At 46.3% G+C, this 18,820-nt stretch carries 15 protein-coding genes; 10 read left to right on the plus strand and 5 right to left on the minus strand.

The annotated features are described in order from the left end of the window. Positions 1–51 precede the first annotated feature (51 nt). The 4 genes from GOC95_RS12290 (at position 52) to GOC95_RS12305 (ending at position 3,257) form a co-directional block, all read left to right on the plus strand. Positions 52–912, plus strand: a complete 861-nt coding sequence (locus GOC95_RS12290; RefSeq protein WP_275357426.1) for a pirin family protein — start codon at positions 52–54, stop codon at positions 910–912. 100 nt (positions 913–1,012) lie between these two features. Then, entirely contained in the window at positions 1,013–1,645 is a 633-nt protein-coding gene (gene ycaC, locus GOC95_RS12295; RefSeq protein ID WP_275357428.1) for an isochorismate family cysteine hydrolase YcaC, read from the plus strand. A gap of 265 nt (positions 1,646–1,910) precedes the next feature. Next, entirely contained in the window at positions 1,911–2,063 is a 153-nt protein-coding gene (locus tag GOC95_RS12300) for a hypothetical protein (RefSeq protein WP_275357430.1), read from the plus strand. Positions 2,064–2,147: 84 nt separating this feature from the next. Continuing rightward, entirely contained in the window at positions 2,148–3,257 is a 1,110-nt protein-coding gene (locus GOC95_RS12305; RefSeq protein WP_275357432.1) for a catalase family protein, read from the plus strand. Between the two features lie 7 nt (positions 3,258–3,264). On the opposite strand, the gene GOC95_RS12310 is transcribed toward GOC95_RS12305, so the two are convergent. The 4 genes from GOC95_RS12310 to GOC95_RS12325 form a co-directional block, all read right to left on the minus strand. Further along, positions 3,265–3,576, minus strand: a complete 312-nt coding sequence (locus GOC95_RS12310) for a thioredoxin family protein (RefSeq protein ID WP_275357433.1) — start codon at positions 3,574–3,576, stop codon at positions 3,265–3,267. 237 nt (positions 3,577–3,813) lie between these two features. Further along, on the minus strand, positions 3,814–6,939 hold the full coding sequence (locus GOC95_RS12315) for an N-6 DNA methylase (protein ID WP_275357436.1): 3,126 nt from the start codon (positions 6,937–6,939) through the stop codon (positions 3,814–3,816). An 18-nt stretch (positions 6,940–6,957) separates the two neighbouring features. Continuing rightward, positions 6,958–8,061, minus strand: a complete 1,104-nt coding sequence (locus GOC95_RS12320; RefSeq protein WP_275357437.1) for a DNA cytosine methyltransferase — start codon at positions 8,059–8,061, stop codon at positions 6,958–6,960. 302 nt (positions 8,062–8,363) lie between these two features. Continuing rightward, positions 8,364–9,284 (minus strand): LysR family transcriptional regulator, encoded by a 921-nt coding sequence (locus GOC95_RS12325; protein WP_275357439.1) that lies wholly within the window; start codon positions 9,282–9,284, stop codon positions 8,364–8,366. 133 nt (positions 9,285–9,417) lie between these two features. Here GOC95_RS12325 and GOC95_RS12330 point away from each other — a divergent pair, with 133 nt between their 5' ends. Beyond that, on the plus strand, positions 9,418–10,167 hold the full coding sequence (locus GOC95_RS12330) for a glucose 1-dehydrogenase (protein ID WP_275357441.1): 750 nt from the start codon (positions 9,418–9,420) through the stop codon (positions 10,165–10,167). A gap of 63 nt (positions 10,168–10,230) precedes the next feature. Continuing rightward, positions 10,231–10,962: an alpha/beta hydrolase fold domain-containing protein gene (locus GOC95_RS12335; protein ID WP_275357443.1), complete on the plus strand. Its 732-nt coding sequence runs from the start codon at positions 10,231–10,233 to the stop codon at positions 10,960–10,962. Positions 10,963–10,987: 25 nt separating this feature from the next. Here the strand turns inward: GOC95_RS12335 and GOC95_RS12340 are convergent, their stop codons facing one another. Beyond that, positions 10,988–11,359 carry a hypothetical protein gene (locus tag GOC95_RS12340; protein WP_194749653.1) on the minus strand — a complete coding sequence of 124 codons (372 nt, stop codon included), beginning with the start codon at positions 11,357–11,359 and terminating at the stop codon, positions 10,988–10,990. 162 nt (positions 11,360–11,521) lie between these two features. Between GOC95_RS12340 and GOC95_RS12345 the strand changes: the two genes are divergently transcribed. From GOC95_RS12345 to GOC95_RS12360, 4 genes are all read left to right on the plus strand, one after another. Next, the gene (locus GOC95_RS12345) at positions 11,522–13,294 is read left to right on the plus strand and encodes a monovalent cation:proton antiporter-2 (CPA2) family protein (RefSeq protein ID WP_275357445.1); all 1,773 of its coding nucleotides are present in this window, start codon (positions 11,522–11,524) and stop codon (positions 13,292–13,294) included. 468 nt (positions 13,295–13,762) lie between these two features. Beyond that, positions 13,763–14,689 carry a DUF4007 family protein gene (locus GOC95_RS12350; protein WP_275357447.1) on the plus strand — a complete coding sequence of 309 codons (927 nt, stop codon included), beginning with the start codon at positions 13,763–13,765 and terminating at the stop codon, positions 14,687–14,689. Then, positions 14,679–17,984 (plus strand): ATP-binding protein, encoded by a 3,306-nt coding sequence (locus tag GOC95_RS12355; RefSeq protein WP_275357449.1) that lies wholly within the window; start codon positions 14,679–14,681, stop codon positions 17,982–17,984. Before GOC95_RS12350 ends, GOC95_RS12355 begins: the two co-directional genes overlap by 11 nt. After that, a complete protein-coding gene (locus GOC95_RS12360) occupies positions 17,981–18,817 on the plus strand; it encodes a phosphoadenosine phosphosulfate reductase family protein (RefSeq protein ID WP_275357450.1) in 837 nt (278 codons plus the stop codon). The genes GOC95_RS12355 and GOC95_RS12360 overlap by 4 nt, the downstream gene beginning before the upstream one ends. Positions 18,818–18,820 lie beyond the last annotated feature (3 nt).

Genomic DNA, 18,820 nt, shown 5'->3' on the forward strand with positions numbered 1-18,820 from the left:
TCTATAGTGTGATCCATGCAATCACGCACACCCCTAAGCAAGGAGCAAACCATGAAAAAACTGGCATTTATCAAACGCAGTAACGGCAACCACTGGGTCGGTGACGGCTTTCCGGTACAAAGCATTTTTTCTTACCGCGATATCGCCAGTGATATTTCACCCTTTTTGCTGATGGACTATGCAGGCCCCACTAGCTTTGAGCCAACAGCACATAGACGCGGCGTCGGCCAACACCCGCACCGTGGCTTTGAGACGGTCACCATCGTCTACGATGGCCAAGTCTCGCACCATGACTCCACCAACGCGGGCGGCACCATTGGCCCAGGTGAAGTCCAGTGGATGACCGCGGGCTCAGGCATTATTCACGAGGAGTATCACGGCGATGACTATGCACGCACAGGCGGTCCGTTTGAAATGATCCAGTTATGGGTCAACCTGCCTGCCAAGGACAAAATGACCGCGCCAGGCTATCAAGGCATTACCCATGCCAAGATTCCTGAGGTCACTCTGCCGCAAGAGGCAGGCAAGGTACGTGTCATTGCCGGTGCATATGACGGCAACCCAGGCCCGGCCAAGACCTTCACGGCAATGAATGTGTGGGATGTACGCCTCAATGCAGGCACGCGCACCACCTTCACCTTGCCAGAAGGCCACACCACCGCCATTTTTGTATTGCATGGCGCAGTGAAAACCGGTGAAGTGCATACCATCCGCCCTAGTGAACTGGCCGTGATGCAGCGTGAAGGGACTGAACTGGTATTGCAGGCCCAGCAAGACACCACGTTGCTATTGCTCAATGGTGAGCCGCTCAATGAGCCGGTGATCGGGCATGGTCCTTTTGTCATGAATAGCTGGGAGGAAATCGACCAGGCCATTAATGACTACAACCAGGGCCGTTTTGCCACCGCTTAAGGGCCAGGCATCTTGATCACATTAAAACAGCAGGCACCGCCGTCAACCAGCAGTACTGACGGCGGTGACCCAGCCAACCACATCTCGAGAGGATTACATTATGAAAAATACACCCTACACCCGTCTGGACCGTGACAACGCTGCCGTATTGTTGGTAGACCACCAAGCTGGCTTATTATCACTGGTACGCGATATCGAGCCAGACCGCTTTAAAAACAATGTGCTTGCATTGGCCGATGCCGCCAAATTTTTTAACCTGCCCACCATCTTAACCACCAGCTTTGAAACCGGCCCCAACGGCCCGCTTATGCCAGAGCTCAAGACACTGTTCCCCGATGCGCCCTACATCGCTCGCCCCGGCCAGATTAATGCCTGGGATAACCCGGACTTTGTACAGGCCATCAAGGCGACAGGTAAAAAGCAGCTCATTATTGCTGGCGTCGTCACCGAGGTTTGTGTCGCTTTTGTCGCACTCTCAGCCATTGAAGCCGGTTTTGAAGTATTTGTGGTCGCCGATGCCTCAGGCACCTTTAACGCCCTTACCCGCGATGCCGCCTGGCTACGCATGCAAGCCGCCGGGGTACACATGATGACCTGGTTTGGCGTGGCCTGTGAACTGCAGCGCGACTGGCGCCACGATATTGAAGGCCTGGGTGCCCTTTGTGCCAACCATATTCCAGATTACCGCAACTTGATGACGTCTTACCATGCTTTGTCTGCCGCCAACTCTTAAGGCTTTGCAAGCGTAAAGAATCCCGGTTTAAGGATTTTTTTAGCCTAAATGCGTTCAAAAGTTTATGACTGGCAACCCGTGGCATAAAGCACTTCCTACAGTCGCTTAAGCCTGAACCGGATGCCCTACCGCCAGTTACCCGCGTAATCTGCAATTGTCGCGTTTGAAAATGAAGGTTGAATGAATTTTCGACTTCAGTTTGATAACAAGACAATACGGCAGCCATAACGGCTGCCGTTTGCACTCACGCAAAAGGAGGTGTGACATGCCCAGAGGTTCCAGCCCGAAACGGGAACGTGAATATGAAAAACTCAAAGAGGAATTTAAAAAGGATCACCGCTATCCTGGCCTCGAAGAAGAAGTCGCTGCACGTATTGTGAATAAACAACGCAAAGAAGCCGGTGAGACCAAAGAGTAATACCAGAGTGGGACGTACCCCGCCCTCTAGAAATCAATGTGCTTGGCACTGATCCGATAAACCCAATTGCAAAAGGGGGTTGTGATGCAGCAAACAGATCAATTTGTAGTCTCGCCCCTAAGTTACCAGCCCGATTACGAGGTGGTAGCCACCACCGAACGCACCCGCCAGCAGCACCTGCAGCAAACTCTGCACAAGCTTTCAGAAATCAGCAGCCAGGCCGCCACCCATTCTGCACGCAGTGTGCACCTGAAAAGCCACGGCCTGCTCACAGCCGAAATGCAAATTTATAACCAACTGCCGCCTGCCTATGCACAAGGCCTGTTTTCACGCCCGCAAACCCTGCCGCTGATTATGCGCTTTTCCACTGTCCCTGGTGACATCCTGCACGACAAACCCGGTACGCCCCGCAGCCTCGCGCTGAAGGTGGTAGGTGTAGAAGGCGAGCGCCTGCCAGGCAGTGAAGACGCCATCACGCAAAATTTTTTATTTGTAAACGGCGCCAGTTTTTTATCCTCCAGCGTGCAGGTGTTTTTAAACAACCTCAAACATTTAGCGTGTTCGCCCAACACCAGTACAGAATTCCGGCATTTCCTCGCGCAATTGTTCCGTTCTACCGCACATTTGGTCGAGTCGCTCAAATATGGCCAGCAATCGCAGCTTAACCACCTCTACCAGTCGCAAGAAACCAACTTGCTCGGTGAAACCTACATCAGCCAGGACCCGATCATGTACGGTGACTACATGGCTAAAATCGCGGTTGTTCCCATCGCCCCCGACCTCATCGCCCTCAGCAACAAACCCATAGACCTGTTCGCCTCCGACGGCCTCAGAAAATCCATCGTCGATTTTTTTATCAAGCGCACCGCCGTTTGGGAGCTACGCGTACAACTCTGCACCGATCTCCAAACCATGCCCATCGAAGACGCCACCATCATCTGGCCAGAAGAGCGCTCCCCTTATATCCCAGTCGCCCGCATCACCGCCAAACCCCAAATTGCCTGGAGTCCATACCGTTCGCATGTGGTGGATGAAGGCATGCTGTTCTCACCCTGGCATGGCCTGGCCGCCCACCGCCCACTAGGCTCAGTCACCCGCCTCAGAAAAATGAGCTACGAAATGGCAAAAAACATGCGTGCATCCAATGACCACGGCCACACGTGCGAGCCGACACATCTTGATGATGTGTGTTAATGGCACGTCAGCGATCACTGAGCCTTAAAAGTGCAGACTTTAATTCAGCCGGTTGTATGTCCCTGACTAAGCGCGTCACTTCCATGCCCTCTTTTATAAAAATCAGCGTCGGCCACAGTTTCACGTGAAACGATCGACCTAACCGGCGGCCTTTGCCATCTTCAATTTTAATGTGGCGGATATGATGAAACTGCGTAAGTTCAGTGTGGATAGTGGATTGTGCGGCCTGGCAATAGCCGCACCAGCTGGCACCAAACTCTAGCAGCGTAGCGCCAGCCAAGGCATTCACTTCTTCGCGGCTGAGTTCGGGATTTTTCATTTGGTTATAAAACGTCTCGTCTATTTGTATATTACAAATTCGTCCAATTGTATATTTTATTAGCCAAATAGCGGCCTTTTCGATCTTAAGTTTTAATGTGACTTTTGTTGAGGGAGTTCGCCAGTTAAGAGGAGTTGTGGTTTAAACAGCCTTACAACCACCTAATTTACGTTCAGTCACGATTATTGACCTTGCAATATCGGATTCAACCTAAAGTCTAGAAAATAAATTTTTAGCTTAAATTACTAGTAACTCTCGCACTTTCAAGTCTAGTTGCTCTAAATCAATAGGCATGACTACGCCCCTGGAGCTTGTCAGCAAACGCGCAATATCAGCGATTGCTGACATCAATTTATTAGCGGCATTGAATTTAGGAATATTGAGGTACTCAGCAACGCTAGCTCCCAGACTCAGCTGAGCAGCATAAGCGGATACAGCCTGAGAAATAATTGGTGCATTGAGAAACCCTGTCAAATAAGCAGCTTCAGACTCAGTTTCCACTGGAATAAAATAAAGCTTGTGATCAGGTATGACTACCTTTTCACCTACGTGCTGTAGGGTAACACTTCCAATATAAGCCGCAGCGAAAGTGTTGCCCATTTCTCGCCAAAGCACCTTAAATGGAGAAAATGTGTAAGAGCCTGTACTCCAAAGTGAATAAAATTCCTGTCCCTTTTGAAATCTTTTCAGACTTGAACGCTTCTCGAGTTCACCCTTGAAGCGGTTGAGGAACTTGAAAGTATAAGGACTTTTAATTGCTAGCTGTGGGTCGCCATGCATGCCTCTCTGTGGAATAAGTATACGTAAATCCTCCTCAGGGACCGCATTAAATGGTGCAACACCACGACCGCGCAATAACGGAAATAAATGTTCAGATTCAACTAATGCGGTGATTTGTGGAATGCCTTTCGTTCTGCCGATATCTGCGGCATTCTGTATTGTTACCAAGTCAACTCCAACCGCCTCTTTCGAATGTACCCAGAAAATGCCATTCCGATCTGTAGTAACTCCTTTGCGTGCTTTATATTCAGGCAATGTACCTGTTGAGAAAACCTTAGAGAACACTGCCTGTTCCTCTTTAGAGCCTACTAGCCATGGTCGCGTACCATCTCCACCTGGCACAGGTATTGCAATTCCATCGACACGTTTAGCGATATGACAAAACTGATTTGCAGATGAATAGGAACGTTGGTTGGTATTACCTTCATCTTTAGTCCATAAATGGTATGGAACTGGAAATAAGGTGGGCGCGTTTCTTTGCAGTAGCAAGAAAGTTGGATGGTTACTCACGCCATCAAAAGGTTTAATATCCTGATAGTCCTCTACCAGCAAAACCCGACAAAGCAAATTACCGTTTTCAATCGAAAAGCGCCTGAAACCAGCACTTGACTCAGTGGTAAAAACCGATCCAGGAAGAAAGAAGCCCAAACGTCCTTCATGAGCTAAATAATGTCTAACGGCCTGATAGGTGATTACGGTTGAAATATCAGACTCAATACCACCAACCCAATTGTCACTACTAAAAACACCTAGATCTCGACAATGCTGCCGTATCGACTGTGCATAATCCTTTGGAAGATTGCTCCACTTAACCCATGGAGGATTCCCACAGATATGCGATGATTTTGGAATTGCTCCAGCTGCAAATCGGTCAGCCAGGATTGAGCACCAGATACCGTTCCATCCTTGCTCGTGGAGTTGAACTAAGTTTGCAACTGTCGCATTAACAACTGAAATATCTGCTGAGTCAAGGCCCATCGCTTGTAAATCAAGAATGATCGAATCACAGATTTTAGATGTAGGATAATCAGCATCAATGAGCATTCGAATCTTCGAGAAAATTCGAAAGAAATCTGGATGTTCAATCATCTGCTCCGGTATAGAAAACTCTTTGGGTCCCATTTCCGTATGCAAAATATGACTGTAGTTCGAGAACAGGTCGACAGTCGAAGGATAAACTGCATCCGCTAAATAAACCGGCAACCGTATGGGATTTGCTGGATCCAAATGAGGGGATAAGAAAACTGCTATAGAACCCTTAGCAGCTAGTACAGCAAGAGGATTTAGATCGATACCATTGATACCCGCAAGCAAAGATTGCGCTGTAGCGTTACCATTTAGCATACGCCTGCGTCGAATGGCTTCAAGCAAAAAAGTGCCGGATCCACAAGTCGGATCAGTCAATGGATCAGTCGGTTGCCACTCCAGCAAATTCATTCCGTGTTCTGCTAGCCAATCTGGCGTATAAAATTCGCCTAGAGCATGTCTAATCTCTCTAGGTATAAACCGTTCGTAGATCCCTTTAAACAAATCCCTTGTGGTATCAGCATGCTTTTTGGAAACTGTAAAATCTACCCCACTCAGTTTACCCAACATAGCACTTAAATGCGGCTCATAACGTGACCAGTCACAGTCATCCAAATACCAAGAGAAGAAATCCCCGCTAAGCATGTTCAGGATACCCGCATGTTCGAAAAGCTCGCCTGTTTCAACAGCACGAAGTCGATCTACTACAGGGACACTCAACTCCAAAACATTTTGGCTGACTTTTGGTAACGCACACGCAGCCACAACCTTAGCAATAATTGCAATGTATGTATTTAACGCAAATAAGTAGGCCGCAGGATTGTTTGTATAAGGTTGATCGTGCGAAATTTCCTGCCGTTCAAGCAGCTTTTTCATATGCTCGGGCTGAAACCCCACGACTTGACTAAATAACCTGCGCCACTCAGAAAAAAGCATTTTGGTTTTAGTGGTGGCTAAGGATGCCTCTGCTTTGCAAATACTTGCGTATAACTCTGGAATCAGTTGAATTCCAGATTCAGAGTCAGGCCCTACAAGCGCCTGTAACAATTGCGGATGAACGAGTGGACGACCATTGTTTGCTAGTGCGGCAAGTAAGCGATTTGCAGAAATTTTGTCGAAATCGACAACATCCTCCCAGATAGCCTTAGCATTATTGAATTGACCAAACGTTATGTGAGAGCCGTCCCAAGCAACTAACACATATTCTTGAAGAGCACGCCCCTCTTCCGCTGAAATCAACTCAGCATATTCTTCTGCTTGAACACGAGCATGATTAGCTACACGACCTGACCGCCCACTGAAAGACTTTGGAGGTTCATATTCTATTACAACTGCACCGTGTGCCACATCGGCAAACTTCGTAGGCTGGCCTTGCTTTTTTAAAGCTCTCTCAAGCTGAAATGGTGTCCATGGAATAGATAGCTCCAAACATGCCTGTTCTAACGCGTTTTCCAAAGCATGCCGCAGTTGCGCTTCATTGTTGGAAATTTCAGCAGCATGTAAGGCTAAGCTCGTTAAAGTCGATGTAGTAACTTCGCTCACAGAAATCCTATCCATGTGAAACCTATCAGCCAATTACTTTCGAGTTAGATGAAGTGGTATCTGTTTATCCACTACCACAAGACCAGCACCGGAAAATAAATGAGAAAACAATACTTCCGCAAGCTTTGGCGGAACGGCATTTCCTATTTGAGTGAACTTGGATTCTGTTTCACCGACTGGCGTAAATTGAGAGTCAAATGTTTGAATCAAAGCACATTCACGCCAAGACAATCTGCGTGGTTTATCAAGTTTCTTCCGTTCTGGGTTAGCCTCAAGGTGTTCGTATTGATCGGAGAAATCCCAACGCTGCTTCCACCCATCGGTGAGATTCGACCAAGTAAGCGTCATCATTGGACTGGCGGGATGTAAAGTAATGTGCCGCCAATTAGCAACTACAGTAAATGCAGGATCAGCCCATTTAGCTTTCCGGTTTCTGGACATGTAATACCAAGAAAAATGACCCTCAGGATCGTGCGGGCGTTCGTAAAACTCTCCTTCCGGCCAAAGAGGTAAATCCTTAATTGCTTCACCATGCGAAGCGTAAGGTTTAAGTTCGCCTGTGGACTTAGTACTTTTGCCGTGTGTTGGTTTAGGAAATTGAAATACCTGATTCAACTCCTTTTTAATTCCTACGATAAAAAGCCGCTTTCGTGATTGAGGCACACCATAATCTTTTGCATTTAAAACCTGATAAGTAACATTGTAACCAGCATTGTTGTATGCCTCTAGTTGTTCCTTCAAGAAAGTACCACTGCTTAGTTGTTGCAAGCCAGAAACATTCTCAGCAACGAAATAATTTGGACGAACTATGCTCACCACTCGCAAAAACTGCTTGTATAGGTTTGTACGCTCATCCTTTTTAGGATCACGATTACCTGCCATTGAAAAGGACTGGCAAGGATAGCCCCCAACTACAATATCAGCTGTAGGAAATGTTTGGATACCAGAAATGTCCGCATTACGAATATCAGTATCTGGAAAATACTTACTTAAGGTTTTGCAGGCGTCAGCAAGTATGTCATTAGAAAAAATAACGTGACCACCTGCCGCCTCAACGCCAAAATCCATCCCACCGCAACCCGAGAACAAAGATAATACTCTGATCTCTTCAGCGTTTTTTTCAAATATATTGCTCACAGTCTCTCGCTTCTTTTTTGCACATAACTAACATCGGTTCTAACATCGGTGTCTTGCGGGAGAAGTTGATCGAGGTGAGAACCATGCATTTGTATCCACCCCAGCCATGGCGTTTTTCTTAGCTCCATGGATACCATATGAGCTTATGAATTAGCTAAGCATTTTACATTACTATGATAAACAACTCTAGAATGCAAATATTCGCTAAATAATTGAATACAAGCATCCCCTTAATCCATCTTTCGATTTTTGATCACTAGGTAACATTTAAGTCGACATGACTAATTTTCGACTGCACTTAATTAGCCGTAATTGTGTTTTTGCAGTAAACGACACCCTTCAAACAACTCTGCCACCCACTCGATAAATGCCCGCACTTTGGATGAGAGGTGACGATTTTGTGGATAGAGTGCGTTAATCGGCAAACTCCCGGCCGGAAAATCGGCCAAGACCTTTTCTAATTTACCCTCAGTTAAATACCCTTGCACCATGAATGCGGGCAGCTGGCTGATACCTAACCCTGCCAGCGCAGCGGCGACGATAGCATCACCATTGTTGATGGCGAGTTTACGCATGGCGGGGATTTCTTGCTCGGTGCCTGCATGCGTGAGCATAAAGGGGCGGATTTTTCCGGTTTTGGAGGAAAAAAAGTGTACGCCCTGGTGGTGTTGCAACGCCTCAGGGTACATAGGCCTGCCATAAGTGTTGAGGTATTGCGGGGCGGCGACCAGTAAAAACTGCATGGTGCCTACGCGCCTGGCAACCAGGCTGGCGTCTTGCGGATTGCCGACACGGATCACGCAATCGACGCCCTCCTCCAGTAAATCAATTGGCCTGTCGTCACAGCCGATTTCCAGCTGGATCTCGGGATAGCGTTTAAAAAACTCGGCCAGGGCCGGAATAATTACTAACCGGCCTAAAGGCGTGGGCACGTCTACGCGCAAGCGCCCTTTTGCGCTGGCGGTGGACTGCGTGAGTGCGGCTTCGGTTTCTTCGAGCTCGTTTAATAACCGGATAGCGCGCTCATAATAGGCAGCGCCATCCGTAGTCACGCTGATGCGTCTGGTAGTCCGGTGCAGTAGTTTGACGCGCAAGCGTTTTTCCAGCGCCAGCACCTGGGCCGAGACCGTGGTTTTGGGCAGGTTGAGCGACATGGCGGCTTTGGTGAAGCTCTCTAGCTCGACCACCCTAGTAAAGGCCAACATGGTGTCAAAACGGTCCATATCCGTCCTTGTTTGACTTGATTGTCCAATAAATTAGCACAGTGATTGCATTTTTAGGTGATTTATCTGGGGTTTTTATTTATTTATAGTGGTCACCAGTTTTAAACCACTTTATTAATTGAGGAGCATCAAGATGAGCAAGAAACTGGAAGGAAAAGTCGCTGTAGTCACTGGGGCCTCTAAAGGCATAGGGGCAGAAATTGCCAAACGCTTTGCCCGCGAGGGTGCAGCGGTGGTGGTGAATTATTTATCGAGCAAGGCTGGGGCTGACAAAGTAGTGGCCGAGATTACACAAGCGGGTGGCAAGGCGGTGGCGGTGGGCGGCAATGTGAGTGAGGTGGCTGATGCACACGCGCTGGTAGACGCAGCGATCACTCACTTTGGTAAGCTGGATATTTTGGTCAACAACTCCGGGGTGTATGAATTTGCCCCCCTTGAAGAAATCACGCCTGACCATTTTCACAAGCAATTCAACATTAATGTGCTGGGCCTGTTACTGACCTCGCAAGCCGCGGTCAAACACTTGCCTGAGGGTGGCAGCATTATCAATATTGGTTCGGTAGTGAGCCGTTTAACACCCCCTGTGAGTGCCGTGTATACCGGTACCAAAGGCGCAGTGGATGCCATCACCGGCGTGCTGGCCAGAGAGTTGGGACCACGCAAGATTCGCGTAAACGCCTTGAACCCTGGCCTGGTGGAAACAGAAGGCACGCATACCGCCGGGGTGATCGGTTCAGAAATGGAGTCCGCCTATGTGGCACAGACGCCACTGGGGCGCAGTGGGCAACCGAATGATATTGCCTCTGTCGCAGTGTTTCTGGCCTCTGAAGATGCTTATTGGCTGACGGGTGAGCAATTGCTGGTGGGGGGCGGTTTGCGCTAGTGGATGCCCAAATGCAGGCACGCAGCGCAGTGCCTGCCTTAGCGATTGCATCAACCCTACACCATGTGGACCACCGCCTTTGAATATGCAGCCACCGGCCACAGTATCAAACTGCAGGTGTTTGGCCGCCACCACCGCCAAAAGCGAGGGCCAGCACTGCTGTATTTTCATGATGGCCTGTTTAATCAGGGCCAGATTGAGAGCGCGCATGCACTGGCTGAAGCCCTCTCAGACAGCTGTGTCGTGGTATGTGTAGATTATCCGCTGGCGCCGGGTGTGCAGTTTCCACAGTGTATAGAAGTCGCCTACCAGGCCTTGCAGTGGCTCAGTGAACATGCAAAAGTATTAGGGGCAAATGCGAAGCTGCTATTTGTAGGTGGCGAGCGCGCGGGCGGCAATCTGGCTGCCGTCACCGCCCTGCTTTACAGAGACCGCGGGCTGCGTGCACCTGCGCAACTGCAAGGGCAAGTCTTGATTAACCCCATGCTGGATGCCTTGCAAACCTCGCCGTCGCTCGCTAGCCTGACCGAGAGTCCCTGCCGGGCGGCATGGGCTGACTATGCGCCCTGCCCCAGTTTGGCCTGGCATCCTTATGTTTCGCCTGTCCAGTCATGCCGACTGGCGGGGCTGGTTAATGCGCTCATCATTAGCGAACAAGGCCATCCGCTTGTGGATGAAGCAGCCGCCTATGCGAAAAAATTATTATTGGCGGGCGGGCAAGTACAACACTGGTGTGTAAGCGAGAAAGGTTGGGCGCAACATGCGCCGCTGATCCGGCAGTGGATGACTCTCTAAAAGGCAAAGGCCGTCTTAAACGGCGTTATGCGTAGGAGAGCTCATCCCAAGCCGAGGGGTCGTTAGCCGTGAGCGGTTCATCAAAGCTGTTTTGATGAAAGCGCTGCATTTTGTCTTGAACAGACAGGGTGAGCTCAAACTTGCTGACACCAGGCAGGCGGCGGAAAGGGCCGGAGGGGTCAAACGAGCGGTAATGCAGGCTGATGAAAATGTCGGGGGAGACTTCCAGGTCAAAGCGCTGGGCGTAGGCAAAATCACTGGAGACATCTGTTTGGTTAAAGCCAAACGCGAGGGCATCGCGGCTGACGTTAAACCACTCTTTTTCATGGCAGGCTAAGTCAATCGAAAAACTTAATACATCAAAAATCTGATCAGCAAATTCTTTAGGCGTCTGCATAGCGGTTAATTCTTTAAAATGGCGTTTATGAATGGCTGATAGACACTTTAAACAAGCGTTTGTCAGTAATATATTGGTAGCAATCTGATAGTTATGTCAGATTTATCTGGCAAAGTATTTTTAGCAGCCGTTATTTCAATCTTTATTTCTCTTAAGGGCATCATGCATTCCACTTCTGACTTTCTGGTGCAAGCGGCCATTTACCTGTCTTTCGCCATTATTCTGGTGCCATTGTTCAAGCGGCTCGGCCTGGGTTCGGTGCTGGGTTATCTGATTGCCGGGATTTTGCTGGGCCCTTATGCCTTGAAGTTGATTGCCGACCCGGAGCAAGTGCTGCATTTTGCCGAGTTTGGCGTGGTATTGATGTTGTTTTTAATTGGTCTGGAGCTGGAATCGCAAAAAGTATGGGAGTTGCGCAAGCTGTTGTTTGGCCTGGGTGGCTTGCAGGTAACACTGACCATCGCCGTGGTTGGCAGCATCGCCTACTTAATGCACTTTTCATGGCAGGAGGCGCTGATTATCGGCATGGGCGTGGCGATGTCATCGACCGCCATTGGATTGACAGCACTGATTGAGAAAAAGCAGTTACACACGCCGGGCGGACAAGCGGCCTTTGCCACCCTGCTGTTTCAGGATTTATCAGTGATCCCGCTGTTTATGATCCTGGCCTTGATTGCCCCGCATCACGCCAGCACCGGGTTTGATGTGATGGCGGTAGGCAAGGCCATTGCCGTGATTGTTGCCATTATTTTTGCCAGCCGCACGCTGTTGCCCCCGGTCATGCGCGTGATTGCCCAAACCGGCTTGCGCGAAATGTTCGTCGCTTTTTCATTGTTACTGGTGATCGGGGTCTCCCTGGCCATGCAATCGGTCGGCTTGTCGATGGCCCTCGGTACCTTTCTGGCAGGCGTGTTGCTGGCAGGCTCTGAGTACCGCTATGAACTCAGGCTGGATATTGAACCAGTCAAAGGTCTGCTGTTGGGGCTGTTTTTCATTTCGGTCGGTATGACCGTAGATATCTCACTGGTCACGCAACAGCCTGGATTGATTTTTGGCTTTGCCCTGCTCATTGTGGCGATAAAAATGGTCGTATTGATGGGACTTGGTCAGGTCTTCAAGTACTCGTTACGCGACAAACTGTTATTGGGCCTGTCTATTTCACAAATTGGCGAGTTTGCGTTTGTGATTTTTGGCTTGGCCTTAAGCCAGGAATCCTTGTCTCGTGACAGCTATAACACCCTCAATGCCATCGTCGCCGTATCTATGCTCATCACCCCGCTGCTGCTGTTATTGTATGACCGCTTTTTAACCCTGCAATTCGGAGAACGTCCACGCGATGCCATCCCTGAAAATAATAACGTCATCATTGCCGGGTTTGGCCGCTTTGGCCAGATTGTCGGCCGTGTACTGTTAGCCAAAGGCATCAGCGCCACCCTGATTGATAACGACCCCAACCAGGTTGATTTAACCCGCCAGTTTGGCTGGCGATGCTACTACGGTGATGCGTCACGACTGGATGTGCTTGAAGAAGCTGGCATAGGCTCTGCCAAATTGCTGGTCATTGCTTTGAATGACACCCATGCCACACTAGAAATGGCCCGCCTGGTCAAGGAGCGCTGGCCACAAGTCAATATTGTGGTCAGAGCCAGAAGCCGAACCGATGCGTTTGATTTGCGCGAGCTGGATTTGCAACCCATCCGCGAAACGTTTTACTCCTCACTCGAAGCCGCCAGACAAGCCTTATTGGTCATTGGTGAAACAGCCAAAGCAGCAAATCGAATCATCCAGCAATTTGAAAAACATGATGTAGAACAACTGGAAACCACGCTCAAAATCCGCCATGACAGAAAAGCCTTGTCGACCGTCATGGCGCAAGGGCGTGAGGATCTTAAAGCCCTGCTTGAATCAGAAAGCAGTCTGATAGATAAAACCTAAGCTTAAAACTGGCGGCTTTACTGCAGCGCTTCATAAATTTATGACAAATAAAAAAGGCTCCCTCAGGAGCCTTTTTAGTGAAACACTGATGCGCTTGTAGGTTCTTTTTGAAGCTTTCATTTGATGGACGCATAATCAGTAGTTTAATAAAGTGTATTGAGAAAATTCTTTGCTAATTCTCAAATTAACTTTTTTAATCCTACATTTTCTCGCATCGCACAAGAGCACTGAATCACTACTAATTTTTTAAACACTGTTCAGCCGATTTTTGGACTACCCACTGTTTTTATACCTAGGGCATTGTTTTAAATAACCCTTTAAGGATAAATTTAAATAGCATCAACATTAATTATAACAAGTCAAATTTATATAATTAATATTAAATTTTAGAGCTTGTTTTGGTTACTGGATATATCAACCAGTTCTCAAAAGATACAAACTGGCTTGTTTATCCAGTATGATTCTGAAATGAATTCTTTTGATGCAAAAGCAGGGTATGACCCCCATTTTTCCGGTCACGAGACTTTTCCACTAAGGCAAATGTGGTTGAAAAAAGTATTTGATCGAAGTGCCGAAAATAAAGTTTTGAAATCTGAGTTTACTCGCGAAGAAGCTATAGGTGTTTTTGGTGTGGGTAAAAATATGGTCAGCTCGATCAAGCATTGGGCCATGGCTTGTGGGTTGCTGTTAGAGGGAAAAGAGGTCGACTCATTTACTGTTTCTCTTTTGTGGTCATCGATTCTTAGTTCTAGTGGAAAAGATCCTTATTGTGAACACCCTAATACACTTTGGCTCGCTCATTGGCGTTTAGCCGGCCATCATCCCGGTAAACATCGGTCCACGACGATTTGGTGGATTTTTAACAATCTGAACGCCCCAATGTTTAACTCCAATGATTTGGTCAAACATTTGGTTACTTTCTCGGAGAAATATAAAAGCAAAGTATCTGAAGTCACGCTTAAGCGAGATGTTGATACATGCTTGAGAGGATATTGTCCCAAAGTTGACGGAAATATTGAGGAATTGGCAGAACCAATGCTAGCTGAGTTAGGCTTGGTAATAAATGAGGGCAATGGATCATTTTCCATCAGGCGTACTTTGAAGCCTACTCTTTCAGATGGAATGTTCCTGTTGGCGTTAATGGAGTTTTGGACATCTAACTTTGATGAAGTAGCTACGTTATCATTTGAAGCTATAGCCCATGGTATCAATTCACCCGGCAGGGTGTTCAAAATGGATGAGGATTCCATCGCTGAACGATTATATTCACTCGAAGAAATTACAAATGGTCAACTTGGTTGGACAGATTTGGCAGGTATCAAACAAGTGACTAATGTAAACCACTATACGGTTGAGTTAGCCCAAAAAGCATTCTTGGACTCATATGATGACTGAAACCTTAAAATCTAAAGTCGAGATTGCTCGCCAATACCAACGTTCTATACGCATCGAGACTGATTTAGGTCGCATGGATTCGCTAAATGGATATATTTGCCATAACACTGCGAGGATGGTGCTAGATAATATATCTAGACAGGTAGCTGAGTCAAAGCAGCAAGCATTCACGCTAACGGGCCCATTTGGTGGTGGGAAGTCTTCGTTAGCAATCTGCTTTGCATCGACGTTAGTGTCAGATGATCTAATCCGAAACTATGCACGAACACGTCTTAAGGTGGATAGCATTCAGCATTTTGACAATGCATTTCCAGTCCATAATGGATGGAAAATTTTGCCAATTTCTGGGCGTCGCACTAGTGTAATAGTAGAAATTGCGAAAGCGTTGAATGCGTCATGCGGTCGCATAATAGTTGATGAAGAACATGTAACTTCAAGCGAGTTAATAAATGCACTGATTACTGAGTCTAAGTCGAATGCTCCCGACGGCCTTTTGCTCATTATTGATGAAATGGGCAAGTTCCTAGAATTCTCAGCCATGGGTGGAGATGATATTCATTTCTTCCAGGATTTAGCAGAGTGTGCAAATCGGGTCGACTCCAAACTAATAGTTATTGGCATACTTCATCAGGCTTTTAGGCAATACGCTCATAAATTAAACAGTGGTGTTCGCGATGATTGGGCGAAAATTCAAGGCCGATTCTCAGACATAGCACTAATAACTACTACTGATGAAGTGGTTGATCTGTTGGCAAATGCGATCAACTCTGAGATTGATCACTCATGGACTAAAGTGCCTTCTCAAATAATTGGGAAAGCTATTCAGAAAAAACGGCCAAGCTTTGGAAATGACTTTCCTGCAAAGTTAGATGCTTGTTGGCCATTGCATCCTGCAATGGCAGCACTCTTGGGTCCAATTTCTAAAAGGCAATTTGGTCAAAATGAAAGAAGCACATTTGGATTTCTTACCTCATCAGAGCCTTATGCATTTCAGGCATTCTTAGATAAAACCGATGCCACAACCAAAGCGTGGTACAGACCTGCTGATTATTGGGATTTTTTAAAAGCCAATTTAGAAGCCGCAATTCATAGATCTTCAGACAGTCATCGTTGGACTCAAGCTTCAATATCCGTTGAGGCAATTGAAGCTCAAGGAAACTTATTAAAAATTTCATTAATAAAAAACATAGCTATTCTAGATATGTTCCGAAGTGGTTCATCACTTGCCGCAAGCACAGAAGTTTTGTGTGCTTTACATGCCGATATCGAACCATTGCAAATTGAACAGGCTTTAGATGAAATTTCAGTTTCCCGAGCCGCGGTTTATAGAAAGTACTTAGATGCGTGGGTAATTTATGACGGAAGCGATTTCGATATAGAAGCTGCGCTACTTAAAGCAAAATCGGAAATTGGTAGTTTTTCGATCAAATTACTAGAGAAAACTGCAGGACTATACCCTGTTGTAGCAAAACGTCATTACCACTCAACAGGTACGATGAGGTGGATGAATGTAAAGTTCATGGATTTTGATGAGATTGAATCGCTCGCTGAAGATGTTGCAGGAGAAGGCAGTTTCGGACAATTTGTTCTTGTAATACCATTTGCTAGGATTGACGAAAATATACTTAAAGCTCAACTAGCAAAAGCGAGTAAAACGATAAAGCACAATACAATACTTGGTATCACTCACAACTATTTAAAAATTCTTGATTTAGCTTCAGATATTGAAGCGCTAAGATTAGTTGAAGAAACTAACCATATGTTAGCTACTGATTCCGTTGCTAGGCGAGAGTTAGCTGGAAGGATATCTGATACGAGATCGGCATTGGAAAGTGAATTGCAAATAGCAATTACCTCTTCCTTATGGTTGATTGACGGTACCTGGCGCAAGCAAGCTTCTTTAGCTCAATATACATCAGAGCTAGCAGATCAAATATTCAATCAAGCTCCAATCATTAAGAGTGAGTTGGTTAATCGAGATGCTTTATCTGCCAATGCAGTGAAGGCAAGAAAAGACCTCGTGCATAGACTAGTACTTCAAGAAGATAAAGAAAATTTGGGATTAAAGGGATGGCCTGCAGAGCGTGGGTTATATCAAACTATACTAAATCAATCCAACTTGCATGGTCTGAGCTCTGATGGGGAGTTCAAAGTCCTAGTGCCTCAGTCTGCTGACAATAGTTTTTATCGGTTATGGGATGAAACCGACAAGTTATTTAGTGAGGATAATCAGATTGTATCAGTCTCCTCAATTTACAGTCTTTGGTCAAAACCTCCATTTGGACTAAAGCAAGGGATAGTGCCTATAATTTTGATTGCATATTTGAGGTCAAGGCACGAACAACTAGCGGTTTATAAAGAAGATATATTTCAAACTAACTTTGACGACGAGACAGTTGATGAGTTATTGCTCGATCCTTTCCAATTTACTTTAAGAAAAGTGAGTTTAAATGCGGCTAAGCAAGAGATACTTAATGGCGTAGCGTCAATTTTAGCTGAAGCAGGATTCCCAATCCTTTCAAACGAGCCGTTAGAAACTGCTAGAGGTTTAGTGTCCTTTTTCGATAAGTTGCCAGAGTGGACTAGGCGCACAAAAACCCTAACTGAGAAAACCTCTTTGGTTCGCGATATTCTTATCAAAGCTAGAGATCCACATAAACTCCTGTTTGTTGATTTGCCTACTGTATTGCAAACAAAAGATTCTGAGCAATACTTAAAAGAGTTAACTGCTCCTCTAAAAGAGTTGGCGCAAGCTTACCCAACAATGATTCAAAGTGTTGAGAAACAATTCCTTGAGTCAATTGATGCAAATTTGGGTGACCCTGAGGAATTGAGAGCTAGGGCAAAATTAGTGCATGGTATTACTGGAGATATGCGTCTTGATAGCCTCGCCGTCAACCTTCAAAAGCATGATTATTCAATACAGAGTATTGAAGTTATATTAGGTATAACTTTGAATAAGGCCTCAAAAACCTGGAGTGATTCTGACATAGATGAAGCAAGGTTCAAATTAGCAAACTGGGCAACTCAATTCAGGCAAGCTGAAGCATTGGCTTCTGTGAAAAATAGAAAACCAACACGAGAGGCCTTTGCTGTAGTGATGGGATCAGGATCGGACGCTAGAACAGTAGCTAAAATTTTTGATGTGGCTGATCGCGATAAAGAAGCAGTGTCAAAACTTACCAATAAAATACTTGAGACATTAGATAGTCATTACTTATCCTCTGAAGTGGTGCTTGCAGCTTTAGCTGAGGCCGGAATTCAAATTGCAAATAAGATTGAAGATCACAAATGACAGAACGGCATGTATTAGGCATTTCAGGAGGTAAAGATAGTGCTGCTCTAGCAATCTACATGCGAATGCATCATCCTGAATTAAATATCGAATATTTCTTTACGGACACCGGTAAAGAACTTCCCGAAGTATACGAATTCCTCTCTAAGCTAGAAGGCTTCTTGGGGCAGCCTATTCTTAGATTGAACCCCACACGAGGATTTGATTTTTGGCTGAAACAGTTTAACCATTTTCTTCCATCCCCTAGAGCGCGATGGTGCACACGTCAGCTCAAGTTACTTCCCTTCGAACAATGGGTAAAGCCTATGTTAGAGGCGGGTGAGCAAGTGACTAGTTATGTTGCCATCAGATCTGATGAGGATTATCGTGAAGGTTACAGCGCTAAACATCCAAATTTGAAAGTAGAGCTTCCCTTCAGAAAGAATGGTATAGATAAAGCTGGAGTGTCTGACATTCTTTCAGGATCGGGTGTTGGTTGGCCAACATATTACGACTGGCGTAGTCGCAGTGGATGTACGTTTTGCTTTTTTCAACAAAAGATAGAATGGGTGAGGTTAAAGGAAAATCATCCGGAATTATTTGAAGAGGCAAAAAAATATGAAAAGGTAGCCTTGGAACATGGCTCCCCTTTTACCTGGAGTCAGAATGAATCATTAACAGAATTAGAAAAGCCTAAACGGGTTATTCAAATAATTAATGATTTTGAAGTTCGTAAAGCTCGAAACAAAGCTAATAGGTCAATAAATCCACTTAGACCCAACCCACCCGAAGATATTGATGAGCTTTACGGAGTTGATGAGGGTGGCGGAGCATGTGCAATTTGCCATAAGTAGTAA

The sequence above is a fragment of the Methylophilus sp. YYY-1 genome (assembly GCF_029132825.1).
Lineage (GTDB): Bacteria > Pseudomonadota > Gammaproteobacteria > Burkholderiales > Methylophilaceae > Methylophilus > Methylophilus glucosoxydans.